Here is a 20,270-nt window from a genome sequence, read left to right as displayed (position 1 = left end):
ATAATAGGATTGCCGATGATCTATTCATTTCTTGGTTTTTTACTTTTGTTCACTCTGGTCGGCCTCTCTTCTGCGATGTTCAGCCGTCAAACCAAAGCCGACTATTACCTTGCCAGCAGTGGTGTCTCCCCCTGGCTGGTGGGGTTGTCTGCCGTGGCAACGAACAATAGCGGTTATATGTTTATCGGGGTTATCGGCTATACCTACACCACTGGGTTGGCCTCCATCTGGTTGATGGTGGGGTGGATTGCCGGTGATTTTCTGGCTTCCCTCTATGTACACAAGCGATTAAGGACCGCTACCAGTTCAAGTGGTGAAGTCAGCTACGCAGGTGTTCTCAGTAATTGGCACGGACAGAAGTACTCAGCCCTGCAGCGCCTGATCGGCATCATTTCCCTGCTGTTTTTATTAACGTATGCCTCTGCCCAAATGGTTGCCGGCAGCAAAGCCCTGCACGTACTGCTGGATTGGCCCCTTTGGTCCGGTGCTGTAGTTGGAGCCGTGCTTGTTTGCCTCTACTGTTTAGCTGGCGGCATCCGCGCGTCCATTTGGACTGATGCGGCCCAATCCATCGTTATGATGGGGGCTATGGCAGCACTTCTAGCCGTCGCCCTTGCCAACTTGGGTGGTATCACCAGTGCGGCGATACAAATGAAGGCTATCGAAGGTTTTACCCATTGGCTTCCCGAGGGACTTGCCTTTGCGGGCTGGGGCGGGGTGATACTCTTTGTGATCAGTTGGGGGTTTGCTGGATTGTCTGTGATTGGACAACCCCACGTTATGGTTCGATTTATGACCCTGAAGGATTCCAGCAAGATGAACCGGGCAAGGGCCTGGTACTATCTGTGGTTCATACTTTTCTATTGTATGGCCACCGGGGTCGGCCTGCTATCCAGAGTGTTTATTGCCGACACAGGGAGCTTTGATGCGGAGCTTGCTCTTCCCACCATGGCTATGGATTTGTTGCCCCCTGTTTTTGTTGGGCTGATCCTGGCTGGTATCTTTGCCGCAACCATGTCCACCGCAGACTCCCTGCTTCTCAGCTGCTCCGCAGCCATTACCCACGATATTCTTCCGCACAAGATTGAAAAAACCTGGTTTCTCAAGCTTATCACAGTTGCCATAACCGGCGGCGCATTGCTGTTGGCGCTCGGCAATAGTCAAAGTGTGTTCAGCCTGGTAATTTTCGCTTGGTCGGGACTTGCCAGCGCATTTGGGCCCCTACTCCTGGTACTGTGTTTTGGGGGCAAGCCATCCCAGGCAACCTCTATCGCAGCAGTGATTATCGGCTTTACAGCAGCGATTACCTGGCGGCTACTGGGGTATCACGGCGTGATCTATGAGGGATTGCCGGGTATTGCAGCTGGGTTAGCAGTGCTATATCTGGCCAGCCTGAACCGCCAAACCTCCACTTTACGCGAAGCAAACAGTTAAATTCACTCAAAGTAATTCTGGGGAGGTAGAGCCTCCCCACCTGCCAGACCTTCACCAGCTAAAGCCTCCTCCCCCAAAAGCGACAAACTCTATCTCCTGCCGGCCGAAGCCCCCGCCCTTCGGGCACCTGACTTGACCCCGAGACAGCCAGGTTGAGCAAAATTTATACAGTGCTTTTTATAGAGTTCAAATGAGATTTTTGGCCCAACCCAGCCCACTTTTAACCCTTGAAAATACGGATTAACTCTGTAGTCGCTGAAAAATAAATCCTCCTACGAATCCGCCAGCTTTGTTGCATTGAGTGCTAACAATTAGAGTTCAAATTAAAAATATGTTACATTTTGTGTCATATCGCTCGATCAACGACTATCGAGCCCGGGCTGGAATCTGACGATTAGGGACAAATGTCTTCGTCAGACCGGCCCTTTTTTATGATGACTGGACCTTCACGATCGGCCCATTGCGCCCTTCAAGTCCATCGCCAACGAACAACCGACTGACCCTCTGTTAAAGCAGTATGGAGAGACAGATGTCACTGGACAAACAACGGAATTTTGTAGACGGCCGCTACCTGTCGAATGAGAGCGGCGAGTGCTTTGATGTATATAACCCGGCGACCAACGAGGTCAGCTATCAGGTTGAGGTTGCCGACGAGAAGGTACTCACAGAAACCATCGAGAGCGCTAAGCGCGGTTTTGCCCAGTGGTCAGCGATGATGCCGGTCGAACGCAGCCGCATCCTGCTGAAAGCAGTAGCACTGTTGCGCGAGCGCAACGACGAACTGGCAGCTATCGAAGTGGCTGATACCGGCAAGCCCTGGCAGGAAGCCAGTGTTGTCGACGTGGTGACTGGGGCTGACTCTATCGAATTCTTTGCCGGCCTGGCTGCAGGCATTGAAGGCAATCAGCAGCAAGTTGGTGAGGACTTCTACTACACCCGCCGCGAGCCCCTGGGCATCTGCGCCGGAATCGGTGCCTGGAACTACCCCTTACAAATCGCTTGCTGGAAAGCCGCCCCGGCCCTGGCCTGCGGTAACGCCATGATTTTCAAGCCTTCCGAAGAGACCCCCAAAGGTGCTTTAAAGTTGGCTGAAATCTTTATTGAAGCGGGCATGCCCCCGGGTGTTTTCAACGTAATCCAGGGCGATGGCGCCGTGGGTGCCTGGCTGACTAACCACCCGGATATCGCCAAGGTTTCCTTTACCGGCGAAGTGGGTACCGGCAAGAAAGTGATGGCCGCAGCGGCTTCCAATCTGAAAGAAGTCACCATGGAGCTGGGAGGCAAGTCCCCGCTGGTGATCTTTGATGATGCCGACCTGGAGCAAGCCGTTTCTGCTGCCATGCTGGGCAACTTCTACACCCAGGGCGAAATCTGCACCAACGGTACCCGGGTATTTGTACACCGTAGCATCCACGATCAGTTCCTCGCTCGCCTTAAAGAGCGTGTTGAGCAAAATATTATTGCCGGTGATCCGATGAATCCAGACACCAACTTCGGCGCCCTGATTTCTGCCAAGCACCAGCAACTGGTAATGGACTACATCAGCAAGGGTAAAGAGGAAGGCGCGACCCTGTTCTGCGGCGGTCACACCCTTTCACCAGAAAATTCACCTAACGGTTACTTCGTTGCTCCCACCGTATTCACCGACTGTCATGACGATATGACCATCTGCCGCGAAGAGATCTTCGGCCCGGTAATGTCGGTACTGGTTTTTGATGACGAAGACGAAGTGATCCGCCGCGCTAACGATACCCGTTTGGGCCTTGCCGCCGGCGTATTTACCCGTGATATCACCCGCGCCCACCGTGTGATCCACCAGATGCAAGCGGGCATCTGCTGGATTAATGCCTACGGCGCCTCCCCGGCAGAAATGCCGGTGGGCGGATACAAGTTATCCGGAATCGGACGCGAAAATGGACTTGCGACCCTGAACCACTACACCCAGCTAAAAGCGGTATATGTGGGCCTGGCACCACTGGAAAGTCCATTTTAAGCGGTACCCTGTATGAGTGAGTTTGACTACATCATTGTCGGCGCCGGCTCTGCCGGTTGCGTTCTGGCCAACCGCCTGTCTGCCCAGGAAGATAAAAAAGTCCTCCTGGTAGAGACCGGTGGCAGCGATCGCAGCATCTTTATCCAGATGCCCACCGCGCTGTCCATCCCCATGAATACTGAGAAGTACGCCTGGCAGTTTACGACTGAACCGGAGCCCCACTTGGATAACCGCAGTATGCACTGCCCCAGGGGCAAGGTACTCGGTGGTTCCTCCTCGATTAACGGGATGGTTTACGTGCGCGGGCACGCTAAAGACTTTGATGAGTGGGCACAGCACGGCGCCGAAGGCTGGGATTACGCCCACTGCCTGCCCTACTTTAAACGCTCTGAGACCTGGGCTTTCGGCGGTGACGATTACCGTGGTGACGAAGGTCCACTGGGGGTCAATAACGGCAATGAAATGGCCAACCCCCTTTATGGAGCCTTTATCGAAGCTGGCAAGGAAGCTGGCTACGACTACACCGCAGATTACAATGGTGAGCAGCAAGAGGGCTTTGGCCCCATGCATATGACGGTAAAAGATGGTAAGCGTTGGTCTACCGCCAACGCTTACCTAAAACCGGCAATGCAGCGCCCCAATTTGACGGTATTGACCCACGCCACTGTGCATAAGGTGATTCTGGAAGGTAAACGGGCAGTCGGAATCAAACTTGAACGCAGGGGAAAGACCCTGGAATTCAAGGCGCGGCAGGAGGTCATCCTCAGCGCAGGTCCCATCGGCTCCCCTCACCTTCTTCAGCTCTCCGGAATCGGAGATCCAGACACTCTGGCAGAAGCCGGTATCGAACTCCAACACGAACTCCCCGGCGTCGGCCAAAACTTGCAGGACCATCTGGAGTTCTATTTCCAGTTCCGCTGCAACCAACCGATTTCCCTGAATGGCAAGCTCGATCCGTGGAATAAATTCCTGATCGGCGCTCGTTGGATACTGAAGAAGGATGGTCTCGGAGCCACCAACCATTTCGAGTCCTGCGGTTTTATTCGCTCCAAAGAAAATGTGGAGTGGCCGGACCTGCAATATCACTTCCTGCCAGCAGCCATGCGCTATGACGGCCGCGAAGCATTCGATGGCCACGGCTTCCAGGTGCATATTGGGCACAACAAGCCCAAGAGTCGCGGCAGGGTCAAAGTAGTGAGCAGTGATCCCAAGCAATCCCCTTCAATCCTGTTCAACTATTTGCAGGAGAAAGAGGACATCGAGGGTTTCCGTGCTTGTGTGCGACTGACTCGCGAGATTATCAATCAGCCAGCTTTCGACGAATACCGAGGCGATGAAATCCAGCCCGGCACCGATATCCAGACTGATGAACAAATTGACGCTTTCGTACGGGAATCCGTCGAGAGTGCTTACCACCCATCCTGCTCCTGCAAGATGGGCACTGATGCAATGGCAGTGGTAGACCCGGAAACCCGTGTACACGGATTGCAGGGCTTGAGAGTTGTAGATTCCTCCATCTTTCCGACCATTCCCAACGGCAACCTGAATGCGCCCACCATTATGGTGGCGGAGCGGGCTGCTGACCTGATTTTAGGGCACCCAGTATTGGCGCCCTCCGAGGCACCGGTAGCGACCAAGGCTACCAGCACTCAGCGACCTGGCCGCCCTGCGCGCTCAGTTAGCTGATTTTTCGTCGGCGCTCTGGCAGAGATTTGACTGCCCCCTTCAACTGCGACGGGGATACTCAAATCTCGCACAGCAACGCCCTTGAGGGGCGCCGGCATACCAATAACTAGCTGGAGACTCAGCATGACAGCTTGGCTTTCTGCGGGATTATTATTTACCTTCACGGCAATAATTTTCTCGCTGATTAAATGGGGAAATGTGAAGATGGTCGGGGTGACCCCGGTCAAAACCTTCACTTTTATAGCGATCCTTTTCACCTCCGGCCTCGATGTAGGCCTGATCATGTTCCCCCTCACCGAGTTCGGTGGCTATGCAGACCTAGCCGCAAACCCAGAATATGGCTTCACCAACGCACTCGCGATTGAGTTTGGTTTTTGGGCCTTCCTGATCTGGGGTTTCTACTTCCTCACCTGTTTTTACTTCTGCATTATCGAGCCCAAAGTTAAATTCTTTGAGATCGGCCTGGTAAAGCTGATCAACAACGTGGTGATTATCGGTACCTGCGCGTTTACCGCCTACCTGCTGCTTAGCAACTTGCCCTGGTATCTGCCACAGGTTGGCGATGGTGAAACCATTGTTGGTACCTTCTACCTGATCGTATTTGCCGTGATCGCCGCTGCGGTCTACTCATCCACCAGCCTGCGCTATGTACGCTTCCTCAGTCTGGCGACTACCTGGATGTTTATTGGCCTGATCGCGGTAATGTGGGTAGGCGCCTTTACCGGTGAGAACGGTAGCGTTGGCGACTTCACTTCCACCTTTGCGCTGCTCGGCGGTTACTTCGGCAATATCCACCAGTTCGTGCTGCCGCTGAATGACTACCACGAGTTCTACCTGTTCTGGTGGTTTGCGTGGAGCATTATGATTGGCCAGTTTACCTCCCGCTTTGTGGGCGGTCTGCGTACTTACCAAGTGCTGGCGGCGATGCTGATCTTCCCATCCATCCCCATCGCACTGTGGTTCACCGTGCTTTACTACTATTCCAGCCAGGGCCTGGATACTACTGGCTTCTATAACCTGGCCATGATCATTGTGGGTGTTACTTTCGTGATCAACTCACTGGACTCCCTGATTCGCCTGTACACCGACAACCTGGGTATGACTGTTGCGCGTCTGGGCAAGTGGAAATACTTCGTGCTGAACCTGGCAGCGATGAGCCTGCTCACCCTGTTGTTCAAGCTCGACTTCCTACAAATCCAGTGGATCGGTGCCCTGGTAATTGGCATTTTCTTCTGCTGCCTGGGTTACATCCTGGTGAAACGCTTCAGGGCGGTAGCAGCTATCGACTCCTCGCCTAAAGAAAACAAGATCGACTTTAGCAAGATCGAACTGGCGAGCTAACTGTTGAAACCCCCGCCCGGTTTGGCGGGGGCTACAAAATATAAATAAGTGGTAATTGAACAATGAAATCAACTTTGAAACTTTCTGCACTGACCTGTGCTTCCCTGCTGGTGCTTGCCCAACAATCCCAAGCGGAGCTGTCTTCTACTGTTAACCTGACTACTGACTACACCTTTAACGGCGTCAGCCAGACTCAAAACGACCCAGCACTGCAAGCCAGTCTGGACTACGGTTTTGATAGCGGCTGGTATATCGGCACCTGGGCTTCCAACGTGGACTTTGGTGACGACAACGATACGAACCTGGAGTGGGATTTTTACGCAGGTAAGTTCATGCAGCTTACCGACAAAGTGAGCCTGGACACAGGACTCGCCTACTATACCTATCATGGTGATAGCGCTTCTGATGATGGCAATTATCCAGAAGCCTATGCCAAATTGGGCTACAGCTCTAACCTGGGCGAATCGGAAGCTAATGGATGGTACAGCTGGGATTATTTTGGTGGCGGCGGCAGCCACTACATTATGATGCTGGCGCATACCTTTGAGTTTGCCGAGGGGCATAATGTTCGCTTCAGTGTCGACCGTTCTACCTCCACTAATTTGGACAACTGGGACTGGGACACTAAAAAATCGTACAACCACTACAGAGTGGAATATATGACTTCCCTGGAAGGCTTTGATTTCAATATTGCCGCCGAGAATACCAATCTCGATTGGGGCGAGGCTGACGAGCGAGTTGTCTTCTCTGTTGCCCGTACTTTTAGTCTTTAAACTATAAGTGCAGCCGGGGCCTAAAATAGCCCCGGCATATCTTACTATCCTGCTCTTAGGGTGTTTCTTCTTTGCCTCCCCGGCTAATCTTTTTTTGCAGATTTCATCACTACTTGCCCTGATTCAGCATTTCCACTCCAGGCACTTTCCTCAGCTACCCCTTCCAAAACAATTTCCCTTTCAAGGATAATTGGGTGCAAACTCAAATCATGCCGGGCAACTTTAACCATTGAGATACAAAGCAAGAGGGCAATTAGCAGCAAAGGGACACCAGCGATAATGCTTGCCGCCTGCAATGATTCCAGTCCGCCAATAAGCAACAAAGTAATAGGCATTACTGCCAGCGCGAAGGCCCAGAAAATTCGATTCCACCGAAGCGGCTCGCCATGAACCTCTTTCTGCACAACTGCGGCAAGAATATGAGATATGGAGTCAAAAGTAATGACCGTAAAAACCAGTGCGATCAGCGTATAGAGCAGCACAACTAACTGGCTCGCCGGCAACTTATCCAAAACGGCAAAGATCACGGTATTGGCCCCCTGCTGATTCAGTATTTGCACCATGTCCAGCTCGCCCGAAAAATGCAAGTAAACGCCGTAGTTGCCTAGCACCATAAAAAACAAGAAGCAGCCAAAAGTTCCAAAAAATAGTGCCCCAAGAATCATCGCCTTGATAGTCCGCCCTCCGGAGATACGCGCAATAAATAAGCCAATACTCGGAGCAAAAACCAACCACCAAGCCCAATAGAAGACGGTCCAGTCCTGGGGGAAGCGAGTATTGGGGAACTGTTTAAAATGAGAGAAGGACTCAGTCCAAGTGGCCATTTGCAAGAAGTTATGCAGCGCTCTACCCAGGGAATCCAACCCACTATTGAGCATAAATAGTGTTGGTCCCGCGATAAACACGAAGAGCAGCAAGACGAGTGAGAGAAAAATTGTAAAGTTTGATAGGACACTAAGGCCGCGCTTTACGCCGACAAGAGCACAGTAACCAAACAATAGCGCACAAAATATCAGTGTCCCAACCTGAAATCCCACCCCAGTAGGAACCCCAAATAGCTTATGCAATCCCAAAGTAATCAGCGGCGCCGCAATACCAAGCCGTGTAGCCGCGCCCCCTAACATGCCAAATACCAGGGAAGTATCGATAAGCTTACCTATGGGCCCGCCCACGCTTCGATCACCCAATACTGGCGCGAGCGCTTGGCTTAACTTTAGAACCTTGCGTTTACGCACATAGTAGTAATAGGCAATTGGCAGTGCGGGGATCAGATAGATAGACCAAGCCAGCGGTCCCCAGTGAAAGATACCGTAGGAAACTGCCCATCGCGCAGCTTCAGCTGAGCTTGCTTGAACCTGGAACGGCGGCTGTTGGTAATAGTAGATCCATTCAACCATCGACCAATACAAAATAGAGGCGCCAATACCGGAAGAAAACAACATGGCAGCCCAGGATAGAGTTGAGAATTCGGGGCCCTCTTTCCCCCCTCCTAACTTTATCCTGCCAATATCACTAAAGGCGATATACAGCACAAATAACATCGCACCTAGGCCTAGTAGGAGATAAAAGACCCCCAACTTCTCTGTCACCAGATCTTTAGCTGCCAATAACCATAAAGAACCCGCCTCGGGAAAGAGGATTAAGGGCACTGTCGCCACTAGTAGCAATGCAAAAGAGCCCCAAAAGGTGGGCTTGTCTATGAGATCCTTTGTTCCCTTATTCAACGAGGGTTCCTTCTGAAAAGTTGTTCCTACAAAACGGGAAGGAGTTGGGAGCTAAATCAATTACAGTCTGGCTATTTTTTGACCAGCCGGAGCAAAGCTGCTGAAACTAAAGACGCCAATCTTTACGGCGAGCACTGCACTGCCATTTACCAACCGCTGGCATGACGTGATTAGCATCCTTTTGAGTGCTGATTTAACAGGCCAAATGCAATTCAAGTGTGAACAGGGTGTGCATACTCAAATACTATTTGAAACGGGGCTTTCCCAAAGGAATACCGAGAAGCGATATGTATAAGAAGGCTATCGCCGCCATTGCGGGCCTGGCGCTATTTGCATGCACCAAGGACCAGGATAGGAATATCAATGTTAATGATTTTGAACCTGAACCAAAGATAGGGATTTACGACATTTCCCAAGAAGACTGTGAGCTGATGAAGCTCCGGCAGGTTCTTCTGAACAACTCCCCTATTGGCTGTGAAAGGCTGAAAAGAGTCGTCTTCAACTATACGCCTCTCTTAGATCCCCCTGCTCAGGATAATGTTGGCATCGAAGCTGATCTATACCGCAGGGGCGCTGTTGTTGTACTTGATATCGTTGCCGAGAACGTCCTGTCTCTATTTGGCGAGATCTACCGATCTCGCTTTCCAATACAGTCAGCCATTCCTGTCGAATATTTTACTCTGCAAGAGCGAATGGCAGATGATCGAAACAACACGCTGGCTTTTGATTCCCGGCCTATTACTGGCGGAAGCAGATGGTCTGAGCACGCTTATGGTGTCGCTATTGATATTAACCCCCTACAAAACCCCTACCTGTATATTGATAAACACACTCGGGCCAAAGTAATCCCTAAGGATGCAACAGAAGGATATTTAAACCGGGCAAAGTTTCGTCCGGGAAAGCCAACCCGCATGGGGATGTCTGAAGATGTAACCACAATCTTTGCCAGGCATGGCTTCGCTGTCTGGGGTGGAGACTGGAATGTCCCGATTGATTATATGCACTTCCAGGTTGGCTCCCGTCAGTTCATTAACCGCCTTGTAACTTTGCCAAAGGAGAGTGCAAAACAACTATTTAACCGATATACCCAGCAATTGAATCGCTGTTTTGAGGAGAGCAACTCGATAAAAAGTGCTGCTCACCTCAGAAAACATTGTGTCGATAAAGTGGTATCAGAATTTGATGGAGAGCAGGAGTGAAGGCTTCGGCCTCCTCCTGCTGCCCAACTATTAAAGTCGAGATGGATGGCTTCCAGGATCGCCCTCTATATGGGGTTTGTCATCGTGGGATACGCCGTGCTCTGCCTGGGCTGGAACCTCCCAGTTGCCCTCTTCTGTCCAGGGATCATCCTCTGGAAACTCTTCAATATAGATTTCCTTCTCTTCGTAGCTCGGCTGGTAGCGCAGGTCATAGTGAGCGGCTTTCACAATCGATATGCACAGCAACAATGCGACAACCAAAAGCGGCACTCCACCAATCACGCTGGCAGTTTGCAGCGTATCCAGGCCGCCCAAAAACAGCAGCGTTATCGGCATCAGTGAAAGCGCAAATGCCCAGAACAGGCGGTTCCATCTAGCCGGCTCTTCATCGACCTCTTTCTGCACAACAGCAGCAAGAATGTATGAGATGGAATCGAATGTAGTTGCAGTAAAGATGAGGGCGAGTACCGTATATACCAGAATCACCAGTTTACTGCCGGGAAGTGTCTTGAGTGTGGCAAAAATTGCGGCAGTTGCGCCCTGCTCATTTAGCATCCCAACCACATCCAGCTCACCGGAAAACTGTAAGTAGACGCCGTAATTCCCCAACACCATAAAGAACAGGAAACAGCCTAAGGTGCCATAAAAAATGGAGCCGACCACCATGGTCTTAATGGTTCTCCCCCGCGAGATACGCGCAATAAACAAGCCGACACTGGGAGCGAAAACCAACCACCACGCCCAATAGAAGATGGTCCAGTCTTGGGGGAAATGGGTGTCGGGGAACTGTTCAAACTCTGCAAATGGCTCAGTCCAGGCGGCCATATGGAAGATGTTATCCAGGACACGACCCAGGGCATCCAAGCCAGTGTTCAACATAAATAAGGTGGGGCCAACCAGGAAAACAAACAGTAGCAGCACAATAGACAGCCACATATTCAGGTTGGAAAGTGCGCGGATACCCTTCTTAAGTCCAACAAAAGCGCTATAGCCGAAGATTGCCGTACATATCATCAGCACTACAACCTGGGTTCCCAGCCCGGTGGGCACGCCCAAGAGTTCATGAGCCCCCTGAGTGATCAGCGGCGCGGCTATTCCCAGGGTCGTAGCGCCACCGCCCAACATGCCAAAGATAAACAGCACGTCGATCAACTTACCAATCCCACCTTGGGCACGCTGCTCCCCCAAAACGGGCATCAGTGCCTCGCTAATTTTCAGCACGCTGTGATTTCTAACGTAGTAGAAGTAGGCAATTGGCAGAGCGGGAATCAGGTAGATGGACCACGCCAGCGGGCCCCAGTGAAAAATACCGTAGGCAACAGCCCAGCGCGCAGCTTCGGGTGTACCTCCTTCAACCTGGAAAGGTGGGGTTTGGTAATAGTAGATCCACTCGACCATGGACCAATAGAGAATCGATGCGCCGATGCCGGCACAAAAAAGCATTGAAGCCCAGGATATGGTGGAGAACTCTGCGTCCTCTTCAGGCGTCCCCAGCTTGATCTGGCCGATATCGCTAAACACGATATAGACCATAAAGAGAATTGCCCCGACACCCAGTGCCAGATAGAAAACCCCCAGCTTGTCAGTAACGAAACCTTTAGCGGCTAAAACCCAGGCGGCACCAACTTCGGGGAACAGCACCAGTGGGATTGTCACTGCCAACAGCAGCGCCAGCGAACCAAAAAACGTGGGTTTATCGATGATTTCTCTGAAATGATTGGACAACACTTGCCTCCCAAATGCCTTGTGAACCGCGGCAAATAAAAGCAAGGGGGACTTTATATAAGGAACTTTATTATGCGGTGTTAGTGAGTAGGACTTATATAAGGATAGGTAGATCAACTACAGCTAAATTTGCTCTTACTTATCTTTAATAGTACCAGCTAGTCAAAGTATTTCAATTTGACAGATGTCACATCTGTTTAGGTGCGACAACCAATTGAACTGGGGCTATCAACTGACGACCGCCCCAGCTTGCCGGGTTCTGAACTACTGCTTACCCAAGGATTTTTCCAGTTGAGCAAACTGTCCTTGCAGCATTGCCTTCTCCTGTAGAAGGATACGATTCTCGTCTGACAAGGTCTCTATCCGGTCTTTTGTAGCACCCAGTTCCGCTTCCAGTCTTTCCAAAGATACTTGCTGGAGCTGAATCTCTTTCGCTTGTCCTACACCGCTGCTCTGGAGGCGGGTAACCTCATCCTGTAATCGTGTAATTTCAGAAGATTGGAGTTCAGCGCTTGCTGCCTGCTCTTCAGCCTGTCGCTTGTAGTTTGCCGCTTCGGTCTGAGCGGCGCCTATATTTTCACGCAACTCCTGCTTTTCCCGATTGAGCTCAGTAATTAATGCCTGCCCCTGTTTATACAGGAGATCCTGTTCTGAAATCCTCTGTTCCGCCAGCCCAAGCTGCTCCGTAAGTGAGACCACCTGCCCCTTAAGTTGCTCACTGGAAGATCGAAACTGATCTCGCTCGTGCTGCCGGTCTGTAGCCGTTCGTTGCTGGAAGTGTTCAAAGTGCTCGCGCACATCGCGATTCTCCTGCTTCATCTCTTCAATTGAGGCCTTCTGCTCCTCAACTCGAACCGAGGCCTGCTCCAATTGAAACTCACTTTTTTCCAGTTCTGACTGAGTTTCACCCAGGGTAACTTTGAGGCGGCGCTTCTCACCTTCAGAAGCTGAAAGCTTCTGCTCCAGCTCGCGAATCAATGCGGTTTGCTTGCTACTGGCCTCTTGAGCTTCATTTAGTCTCTCTGTTATCTCCAGATCTTTAGCTTCAAATTCCTGCTGAACCTGCTCCACTCTTTGGTCCGCATCGCCCTGGATACGCTGATGAAGCCCTTTCAGTGCCTCCACCAAATCTTTAGGCAAGCCGCTGATATCAGTGCTGCTGGAACTCTCGTTTTTCCAACGCTTTAGAAGCGGCGCAATTGTACTTTTACTCCCAGTCCCCAGATGAGCGCGCACTCTATCAACTGTCGGCTCCTCGCCCCGGGCCTTAATCGCTTTTGCTGCTTCAAAAATGTCCAGATAGGTGACCCCTGTGCGCGCCATTAATCTTTCCTCAGATTATTTTGTACCAAATTGCGTATTACGTAACAATACATAATATTCAAAAATAAACCAACTCTTGAATTAACCTAACTAACCTTCGATAATGATTCTTATCGAAGGTTATAAAAGTAAGAAAGCCCCCATTTAACGTACTCTCAGTACAAATGGTGCTTTTCAGGTGACACAAAATTCATGAAAAAACAGCCTCTAACCTCAACCAAAATCCAACCTCAATCCCCGCTCAGCAGTACATCTAACGGGGCTGGAGTACTTCTGACTGAGGATGACATTCAGAAGTACCTGCGAGCAGCGACTTCAGACAGCACTCGCAAAGCCTATCGGTCTGCCATTCGCCAGTTCGAGAAATGGGGAGGCCGACTCCCCGCCGATAGCCATTCACTGGTTAGCTATCTATTAAGTCGGGCCGAGCAATTGAACCCACGCACCCTGGATTTGCACCTAACCGCCATAGGCCAGTGGCACCTTTATCAAGGCATTGCCAACCCAGTCGCTGAACCGCTGGTGCAGAAAACCATGCGCGGTATTCGCCGCACCCACGGAAAGCCCAAGCAAAAAGCCAAGGCGCTGAGCCTCGAACACATTGCGGCCCTCACCCGACAGTTGCGCTCTCAACCAGATTCCAAGAAGAAGGCCCGTGACTTGGCGTTGGTGCTGGTAGGTTTCTTCGGCGCCTTCCGGCGCAGTGAGTTGGTGGCTATCCAGGTAGAAGACCTGATATGGGAGGAGGAAGGCTTGATCATTCGCCTACCCAAATCAAAGACGGATCAAAGCGGCCAGGGAATGATGCGCGCCCTTCCCTACGGCACCCCTGAAATCTGCCCCGCACGAGCACTTAAGTCCTGGCTAGACGTTAGTGGCATTAGAACTGGGCCAGCATTTCGGTCAGTCAATCGCTGGGATACGGTGCAAAGTCGACAGTTAAACCCCACAGCTATCAACGATCTACTGAAAAATCTCGGGGAAGCCTGCGGTTTTGACTTTGTTGCCGAACTCAGCAGCCACAGCTTTCGCCGAGGCCTGTCTACTTCTGCTGCGCGAGAAAAAGTTGGCTTTGAGCTGATCAAGAAGCAAGGTGGGTGGAAGAGTGATGCCACTGTCTGGGAGTATATTGAGGAGGGGCAACAGTTTACCGACAACGCCTCAGCTATCTTGATGAAGAAGATGTCGGAACTACTATCTTAAGAAGTTGTTATTGACCTGCTGGCAAGTCCCGCCTTTCAGGCGGGCAGTATATGTGCGGAAGTATTCAGCCTGGCTGCTGGGTGCTTGTTACGGCACAAACTTAACAAGTGTGTGATTTTCGCCTTCAAGTTCATTTTCTATGATGCTGGAAATTACCTCCCAATCTCCACCGGCAAGCCCCGCACCTATTAGAGGATACCCAATCCTCTTTCCCGGAAAATCTTTCTTAACTTTGGTGAATACACTGCGTATAGCCTCATAATCCGCCATTACCCCCTTACCTCTCCAGTGAAACTGAGTGTAAGCATTGACGACCGTAAAGCTGGCCTCTAACTGTGATATGTAAGCACTTGAATACGTACCCAGTTTAAGTCGTGAGCCTTTTTCTGTACCCAAGTCTGCTGCGTAGGCTTCAGGGAAAAGCTTCTTGATAGTTAAGGCTATCCCCTTTCCCATTTGGCACTGGCAATTACACCCATGAACAATTACATCAAAATGGCCCTCAAGTGCCATTTTGATCAAATCACCTTCTACTACGTTCATTCGCGACCCCTGGAAATCTAAAACGCCTCAATAACCCCTGGCTCGTATTCAGTGAGCTAAGGTGCAAGCTGTCTAGCGCAATTGTAAACCCTCTTGATTGATTATTGCCCTCAACTAAAGGCGGTCTCAAATCTTGGCTTATAGATAGAAGCATGCTTGTTGATAGACTTAAAGCATCGGATGTGACAGAAAAATCGTTGTATATCTAGCTTTTCCGTAGACTGATCAACATTGGCTACAAGATCTACTGCACAAGGATCAAGTCCCCCTTGATTTTCAATATGCTTCCCGCACAAAAAGCACTGATAACTTTTGTTATCTCTCATAAATGAATAACTTTTACATTTGTAATACTAACTTACCCTACGCTCTTCGTACGATTAGATAAATCATACTTTATTAGCGCCGCTTTCAGGTGTTTTGCAGACTTAGATGTTTCATTCAAAAACCACAAGACTTCACAAACAAGAAAGAAGAATGCGATTCCAATTAAAAGATAGTCTGATCCTACCCATCAACCACGGACACACCACTAAGCGACTAGTTGTTCCTCAAACGCCTCAGGGCTGAGATAGCCATTGGCGCTGTGTAAGCGATTTCGATTGTAGTCTATCTCTATATACTCAAATACGGTCTCTCGCATGAGGCACCTTGTGGGAAAGCGGTTACCATGGATTGCTTCTACCTTAAGTGAGTGAAAGAATGTTTCTGCACAAGCGTTATCATAGCAATTACCTTTGGCGCTCATGCTGCACCGCAGACCATAAGCTGTAATCAAAGATTGATAATCTTTAGAGCAATACTGGCTTCCCCTGTCAGTATGCACGATAACATTCGTAGGTTTCTTACGTCGCCATAAAGCCATTTGAAGAGCGTCACAGACCAATGTAGCTGTCATCGTTTCTGACATCGCCCAACCAATAACTAGCCGACTATATAGGTCTATCACTACAGCCAGATATAACCAACCTTCTTCCGTTCGCAGGTAGGTTATATCCCCAGCCCATTTCTGATTCGGCCCTTCAGCATTGAAGTTCTGCTCGAGCAGATTTGGAGCTACTGGCAGACCATGTTTTGAATAGGTTGTGGCTTTATATCTCTTGGCGGCTTTAGCCCGTAGGCCCTGTCGACGCATGCTGGCAGCAATTGTTTTTTGATTATATTTACTCCCCTCACTGGCCAATTCCTTCGTCAGGCGAGGAGAGCCACTACGTTCTTTACTGGCTATAAAGCGCTGCTGTACCAAGCTATCGAGCTGCATTCGGTACTGCTGGTACCTGGATTGGCCGGCCGATCTTGACACCCAGTCGTAAAACCCACTGCGAGATACGTTCAATACCTTGGCCATCGCTTTGATGCTGAATTCATGCCTGTGCTTTTGCATGAAGGCGTACCTCATTTCAGGCTCTTTGCAAAGTACGCTGCGGCCTTTTTTAAGATCGCTAGCTCCTCTGCCTGCTCAGCCAGCTGCCGCTTAAGGCGAGCATTCTCTGTGGCCAGCTCTCTCTCGGCATCCCCTCGGCTCTGATGTAACTTAGCCTTGCTTCGCCATCCGTAAATCTGAGAAGGATGTAACCCAAGCTGTTTAGCGGCAACGCTTACCCCAACTTTGAGCGCAAGTGCTAGGGCATCCTTTCTATATTCCTCTGAGTACTGTTTACGAGTGGTTTTGGTTGGTTTATTTGATCTTGTCATAGAGCACCTCTGCTGCGTAGTTTATCGCTTAAGAGAGTGTCCGTCGTTGGTGGGTAGGATCAGTCTTTCTTTACTATCCCATAGATTGCTGCCGCACAAAGCGGAAATATATAAGGCCAGTATGCAATCAAAGTTCGCTTCAGACTCGGATCTTCAGCAATGCATTGAGCTACAACAGCTCTCTCTTCTGGGGTCAATTTCACAACTAATCTCTTGATATTCTTGTAAGACGGCGATTATTTCTATCCGTGTAACAAGCTCGCCCCCACGAAACCTTAATGTTATTTTTCAAGCGAATCTGGCCAGACTGCGACGCATTGTCGATAATCCATTACCTTATATTCTTTAGTCAAATACACACAATTTTCACCATCAACTGATACAAACCTCTCCCCTTCAGGTAATACATATATCGGGAGCAGCTCTACAATATACCTTTGATCCGTTGAGCGGGCATTGTACACTATTTGCTCCGCAGCTTTCTTGTGACTAACTTGTTTGTAGTAAAATTGGCGAGCCCTATCAACTGCCATAGCCAACTTGGGCGTTACAATGTAATCCTTGCTAGGTATCCACTCTTGAAGTGCTTCCAGCTCTTGGGGCAAACACATCAAAGCAAAGTAAAATGCTGTACGCTTCATTTAAATACCAGGAAGCCCGAAAATACATGTAATGGATTGTTTTTCACACATTTATCATAAACCTCTTAGTGGTTTTACTTTTCTATAGAGATTAAAAGCCATCCCAAACGAGCAAGGCAGGCCAGAGGGCTGAGCCAAAGCTCTGCTGGCAGGTGATTGATATTTGCACCACCACCGCTGACCCCGCTACTTACTCTGAATTGAGTAATTTCTATAGTCACGCCAGTATCGAGTAAAATTGCTACATCAGAAACTGTAACTATAAAAGTGATAAAATAAGCCCTATTATTTGGAAGACTAATTGTTCTTTAGAGTGACTCACTCTTGATACTTATAATGCTCCCATAACAGCCGATCTAAGCAAACTTAAAGTGCTCTACTGCAGTTAATTGGCTGGATATGCCTCCCTAAACCGCAGGCCAATTGCAGAGTACACATATTCAGGCTTACCGCGCTCTCGCAGGTATTTCTCAACCTTTTTATAGGGGGCCAGTAAAGCTATGTCATCGCGATCTATTAGAGCAGCATACCACCCGATTTTCGCCACTTTATTGCTGACACATGATAAGCCCGGGTTAACAAACTTCATGTAACGGCCACTTTGATATCCCCAGCCATGTAATAACTGAACAATTACTACATCAGGATTAGCTTGATCACCTGACACCTCTAAAATCTTAACCACCGCCAAGTTTTTATCATTAGCAATATCTTTGTAGTTTAAGCCAGTTTCCGGATAAATATATTGAAATTCACCGTAAGGCGTTGTAGGTGGAATAATTGTTGGCGGTGGGTAATCACAAGCCAGTGCCTTCGGCACCGCCAAAATCAGTAAAGATAGAGTTAGACCATATTTCATATTTGTACCCCACAAAGCTCCTACAAGCGGCAGTCTTGCTGGGAGTGCGCTTTCGTCTATAAAGTAGCGATAGTTGATAAACTTGCTAAGTGTTCTATACACCAAGCTTAACATGCCATCACCTGCACCTAGATTATAAACACCACCCAGCATGGGCTTGAGCCTCTCTGGGTGCAGCACTCCCCCTGCTTGCTTCATACGAACAAAATCAGCGATACCTCAAGAGAAAGGCAAACTGAAAAGGTTCGCCTGGGGCTGGAAACGTCGGTGTTGGCTAATTAGTAAGCGATACGAGCATCATTATTGCCTGATGATTATGGCAAATGAATATACTGGGCTACAAAACCGACGATAACACCAGCACCTTTACTGCTTGCTATGGGTCTCATTGAAGATTGATTCCCAATCCCGATCAAAGGTCTCGGGTATCGATGAGGATGACCTCCGAAAGAACAGAACCCCAACGTGAGCTTCATGACCCTGCCCTGCAGAATGATCAGCTGTAACCTCTTCAATAAAGCCGCGCATAGTGCCACTGCCATCTAAAGTCAAATTTGTAACGCTCTCATCGGATACATCAACAGCTACCAACTCGATTCTATTACCACTCTTCATATAGGCAAAGATACCGATATCCTTGGCAATAGTGGCCTCATTCACCGTCTCTTCAACAGCAGTCAGCTGGTGTTTAACATTCGGTTTCTTCGTTACCTCAAGATAGCGACCGCCACCGCCCACCCCCGTTTGTTTGAGGACCTTAAAAGTTCGGCAAATCTGCCCCTTTTCTAAGGTAAAGGCGTCTGAGCTATGCTCGTAAAAAATAAACGACTCACCTTCAATCGCACACCAGACCCCTTCCAGGGAATCTTTGGCTTCCGATTGGGCATTGGCGTGAGTAGCAATAAGAGTCAGAAGCAATGAGAGCAACAGAAGTGATAGCTGATTGATTATTTTCATGGTGACTTCCAAGATGGTAGTCAGTCAAATATAGGCGCAGCTTTACGGTTAGATAATCCCGAGGCAAGCCGAATCACGCCAATAGTAACGATCCCCAGCGGATCCTGGATGAATAAGTCGAAGTCTGATACCCACAAGTTGTGCAGACTAACAATGTGTCGCAGATCTATTTTGATGAAGTTCAACCCGCCCCTCTTTAAAATCACGGGACTAGAACTCAGGCTATTATCTAAGTGGTGGCAAGGAGGCCCAAAATGACGACGTTAAATCAGAAGCAAATTGAAGACTGCAAGTCTAGCGCGTCGGACTTCTCCGACCTCAAGGCGCTATTCCTCAACTGCACACTAAAGCCAACACCTGAACTCTCCCATACAGACGGCCTAATTCGCATATCCAGAGAAATCATGGAGCGAAACAAAGTCTCAGTTGAGGTATTACGCCCCGTTGATCACGATATCGCTTTTGGTGTTTACCCGGATATGACAGAGCATGGCTGGGACACTGATGAGTGGCCACTGCTCTATCACCGGGTTGAAGACGCAGATATCCTGGTTATTACCACGCCGATCTGGTTGGGAGAGAAATCCTCTATCTGTACCCAAACTATAGAAAGGCTCTATGCGAACTCAGCTGACCTGAACTCCAAAGGCCAGTACGCATACTATGGCCGGGTGGGCGGTTGCCTTATCACCGGCAATGAAGATGGCGCAAAGCACTGCGCCATGAATATTCTCTACTCTCTGCAACACCTTGGCTATGTTATCCCTCCCCAGGCAGATGCGGCATGGGTGGGAGAAGCTGGCCCCGGCCCCTCGTATCTTGACCCCGGTTCCGGTGGTCCACAAAACGACTTTACCAATCGCAACACCACCTTTATGACCTGGAACCTGATGCATATGGCGCGAATGATAAAAGAAGCTGGGGGCATTCCCGCCCACGGCAACCAGCGCTCCGCCTGGGATGCCGGCTGTAAGCCCGACTTTCCTAACCCTGATTATCGATAGAAACATCCTGCATTTTTAACTTTATAGAGCTAAGCAGCCTAAATTTGTTGCTGTTTGGCTAAGTCTATCCGTATTTACAAAATCCTATTTACAAGGTGTAGCACCAGGGATAAATTCCCGCCTTCTTTGCTCCCATTAACACCCACCTGACCGGCATAGCACTCTTACCT

General features: G+C 49.7%; 16 protein-coding genes. 8 read left to right on the top strand and 8 right to left on the bottom strand.

All coding sequences use genetic code 11. The features are described from left to right. Positions 1-15: 15 nt before the first annotated feature. The 5 genes from P0078_RS01875 (at position 16) to P0078_RS01855 (ending at position 7,227) form a co-directional block, all read left to right on the top strand. Positions 16-1,434 carry a sodium/proline symporter gene (locus P0078_RS01875; RefSeq protein ID WP_282932782.1) on the top strand — a complete coding sequence of 473 codons (1,419 nt, stop codon included), beginning with the start codon at positions 16-18 and terminating at the stop codon, positions 1,432-1,434. Positions 1,435-1,963: 529 nt separating this feature from the next. Continuing rightward, the gene (betB, locus tag P0078_RS01870) at positions 1,964-3,427 is read left to right on the top strand and encodes a betaine-aldehyde dehydrogenase (protein WP_282932781.1); all 1,464 of its coding nucleotides are present in this window, start codon (positions 1,964-1,966) and stop codon (positions 3,425-3,427) included. A gap of 12 nt (positions 3,428-3,439) precedes the next feature. Beyond that, positions 3,440-5,113 (top strand): choline dehydrogenase, encoded by a 1,674-nt coding sequence (gene betA, locus P0078_RS01865; RefSeq protein WP_282932780.1) that lies wholly within the window; start codon positions 3,440-3,442, stop codon positions 5,111-5,113. Between the two features lie 123 nt (positions 5,114-5,236). Further along, on the top strand, positions 5,237-6,454 hold the full coding sequence (locus P0078_RS01860) for a BCCT family transporter (RefSeq protein WP_282932779.1): 1,218 nt from the start codon (positions 5,237-5,239) through the stop codon (positions 6,452-6,454). A 62-nt stretch (positions 6,455-6,516) separates the two neighbouring features. Beyond that, entirely contained in the window at positions 6,517-7,227 is a 711-nt protein-coding gene (locus P0078_RS01855) for a TorF family putative porin (RefSeq protein ID WP_282932778.1), read from the top strand. Positions 7,228-7,310: 83 nt separating this feature from the next. Here the strand turns inward: P0078_RS01855 and P0078_RS01850 are convergent, their stop codons facing one another. Beyond that, positions 7,311-8,951, bottom strand: a complete 1,641-nt coding sequence (locus P0078_RS01850; protein ID WP_282932777.1) for a BCCT family transporter — start codon at positions 8,949-8,951, stop codon at positions 7,311-7,313. Positions 8,952-9,238: 287 nt separating this feature from the next. Between P0078_RS01850 and P0078_RS01845 the strand changes: the two genes are divergently transcribed. Then, entirely contained in the window at positions 9,239-10,150 is a 912-nt protein-coding gene (locus tag P0078_RS01845; protein ID WP_282932776.1) for a M15 family metallopeptidase, read from the top strand. A gap of 30 nt (positions 10,151-10,180) precedes the next feature. On the opposite strand, the gene P0078_RS01840 is transcribed toward P0078_RS01845, so the two are convergent. After that, positions 10,181-11,878: a BCCT family transporter gene (locus P0078_RS01840; protein WP_282932775.1), complete on the bottom strand. Its 1,698-nt coding sequence runs from the start codon at positions 11,876-11,878 to the stop codon at positions 10,181-10,183. A 261-nt stretch (positions 11,879-12,139) separates the two neighbouring features. Beyond that, complete coding sequence (locus P0078_RS01835; protein ID WP_282932774.1) at positions 12,140-13,198, bottom strand: DNA-binding protein; 1,059 nt, start codon at positions 13,196-13,198, stop codon at positions 12,140-12,142. Positions 13,199-13,390: 192 nt separating this feature from the next. Between P0078_RS01835 and P0078_RS01830 the strand changes: the two genes are divergently transcribed. After that, positions 13,391-14,401 (top strand): site-specific integrase, encoded by a 1,011-nt coding sequence (locus P0078_RS01830; protein WP_282932773.1) that lies wholly within the window; start codon positions 13,391-13,393, stop codon positions 14,399-14,401. 87 nt (positions 14,402-14,488) lie between these two features. Here the strand turns inward: P0078_RS01830 and P0078_RS01825 are convergent, their stop codons facing one another. The 5 genes from P0078_RS01825 to P0078_RS01805 all read right to left on the bottom strand — a co-directional run bounded on the left by P0078_RS01825 (position 14,489) and on the right by P0078_RS01805 (position 19,096). Further along, positions 14,489-14,944 (bottom strand): macro domain-containing protein, encoded by a 456-nt coding sequence (locus tag P0078_RS01825; RefSeq protein ID WP_282932772.1) that lies wholly within the window; start codon positions 14,942-14,944, stop codon positions 14,489-14,491. Between the two features lie 532 nt (positions 14,945-15,476). After that, a protein-coding gene (locus P0078_RS01820) for an IS3 family transposase (RefSeq protein WP_282931542.1) occupies positions 15,477-16,639 on the bottom strand; the annotation gives its coding sequence in 2 pieces (ribosomal slippage) (positions 15,477-16,381 and positions 16,381-16,639; 1,164 coding nt in all). A 281-nt stretch (positions 16,640-16,920) separates the two neighbouring features. Beyond that, entirely contained in the window at positions 16,921-17,280 is a 360-nt protein-coding gene (locus P0078_RS01815) for a hypothetical protein (protein ID WP_282932771.1), read from the bottom strand. A 385-nt stretch (positions 17,281-17,665) separates the two neighbouring features. Further along, positions 17,666-18,337: a hypothetical protein gene (locus tag P0078_RS01810; protein WP_282932770.1), complete on the bottom strand. Its 672-nt coding sequence runs from the start codon at positions 18,335-18,337 to the stop codon at positions 17,666-17,668. Between the two features lie 168 nt (positions 18,338-18,505). Beyond that, positions 18,506-19,096: a hypothetical protein gene (locus tag P0078_RS01805; RefSeq protein ID WP_282932769.1), complete on the bottom strand. Its 591-nt coding sequence runs from the start codon at positions 19,094-19,096 to the stop codon at positions 18,506-18,508. Between the two features lie 254 nt (positions 19,097-19,350). On the opposite strand from P0078_RS01805, the gene P0078_RS01800 reads away from it, so the two are divergent. Next, positions 19,351-20,100, top strand: coding sequence for a flavodoxin family protein (locus tag P0078_RS01800; protein ID WP_282932768.1), 750 nt, complete (start codon positions 19,351-19,353; stop codon positions 20,098-20,100). Positions 20,101-20,270 lie beyond the last annotated feature (170 nt).

The sequence above is a fragment of the Microbulbifer sp. VAAF005 genome (genome assembly GCF_030012985.1).
GTDB lineage: Bacteria > Pseudomonadota > Gammaproteobacteria > Pseudomonadales > Cellvibrionaceae > Microbulbifer.
Note: the sequence above shows the minus strand (reverse complement) of the source record. Positions and strands in the feature narration are given on the sequence as shown.

What these genes read in the sequence shown, in the direction of transcription:
- P0078_RS01875 (WP_282932782.1), top strand. Translation starts at nt 16, where the DNA reads ATGATCTATTCATTTCTTGGTTTTTTACTTTTGTTCACTCTGGTCGGC.
- betB (WP_282932781.1), top strand. Translation starts at nt 1,964, where the DNA reads ATGTCACTGGACAAACAACGGAATTTTGTAGACGGCCGCTACCTGTCG.
- betA (WP_282932780.1), top strand. Translation starts at nt 3,440, where the DNA reads ATGAGTGAGTTTGACTACATCATTGTCGGCGCCGGCTCTGCCGGTTGC.
- P0078_RS01860 (WP_282932779.1), top strand. Translation starts at nt 5,237, where the DNA reads ATGACAGCTTGGCTTTCTGCGGGATTATTATTTACCTTCACGGCAATA.
- P0078_RS01855 (WP_282932778.1), top strand. Translation starts at nt 6,517, where the DNA reads ATGAAATCAACTTTGAAACTTTCTGCACTGACCTGTGCTTCCCTGCTG.
- P0078_RS01845 (WP_282932776.1), top strand. Translation starts at nt 9,239, where the DNA reads ATGTATAAGAAGGCTATCGCCGCCATTGCGGGCCTGGCGCTATTTGCA.
- P0078_RS01835 (WP_282932774.1), bottom strand. Translation starts at nt 13,198, where the DNA reads ATGGCGCGCACAGGGGTCACCTATCTGGACATTTTTGAAGCAGCAAAA.
- P0078_RS01830 (WP_282932773.1), top strand. Translation starts at nt 13,391, where the DNA reads ATGAAAAAACAGCCTCTAACCTCAACCAAAATCCAACCTCAATCCCCG.
- P0078_RS01825 (WP_282932772.1), bottom strand. Translation starts at nt 14,944, where the DNA reads ATGAACGTAGTAGAAGGTGATTTGATCAAAATGGCACTTGAGGGCCAT.
- P0078_RS01815 (WP_282932771.1), bottom strand. Translation starts at nt 17,280, where the DNA reads ATGAAGCGTACAGCATTTTACTTTGCTTTGATGTGTTTGCCCCAAGAG.
- P0078_RS01810 (WP_282932770.1), bottom strand. Translation starts at nt 18,337, where the DNA reads ATGAAGCAAGCAGGGGGAGTGCTGCACCCAGAGAGGCTCAAGCCCATG.
- P0078_RS01805 (WP_282932769.1), bottom strand. Translation starts at nt 19,096, where the DNA reads ATGAAAATAATCAATCAGCTATCACTTCTGTTGCTCTCATTGCTTCTG.
- P0078_RS01800 (WP_282932768.1), top strand. Translation starts at nt 19,351, where the DNA reads ATGACGACGTTAAATCAGAAGCAAATTGAAGACTGCAAGTCTAGCGCG.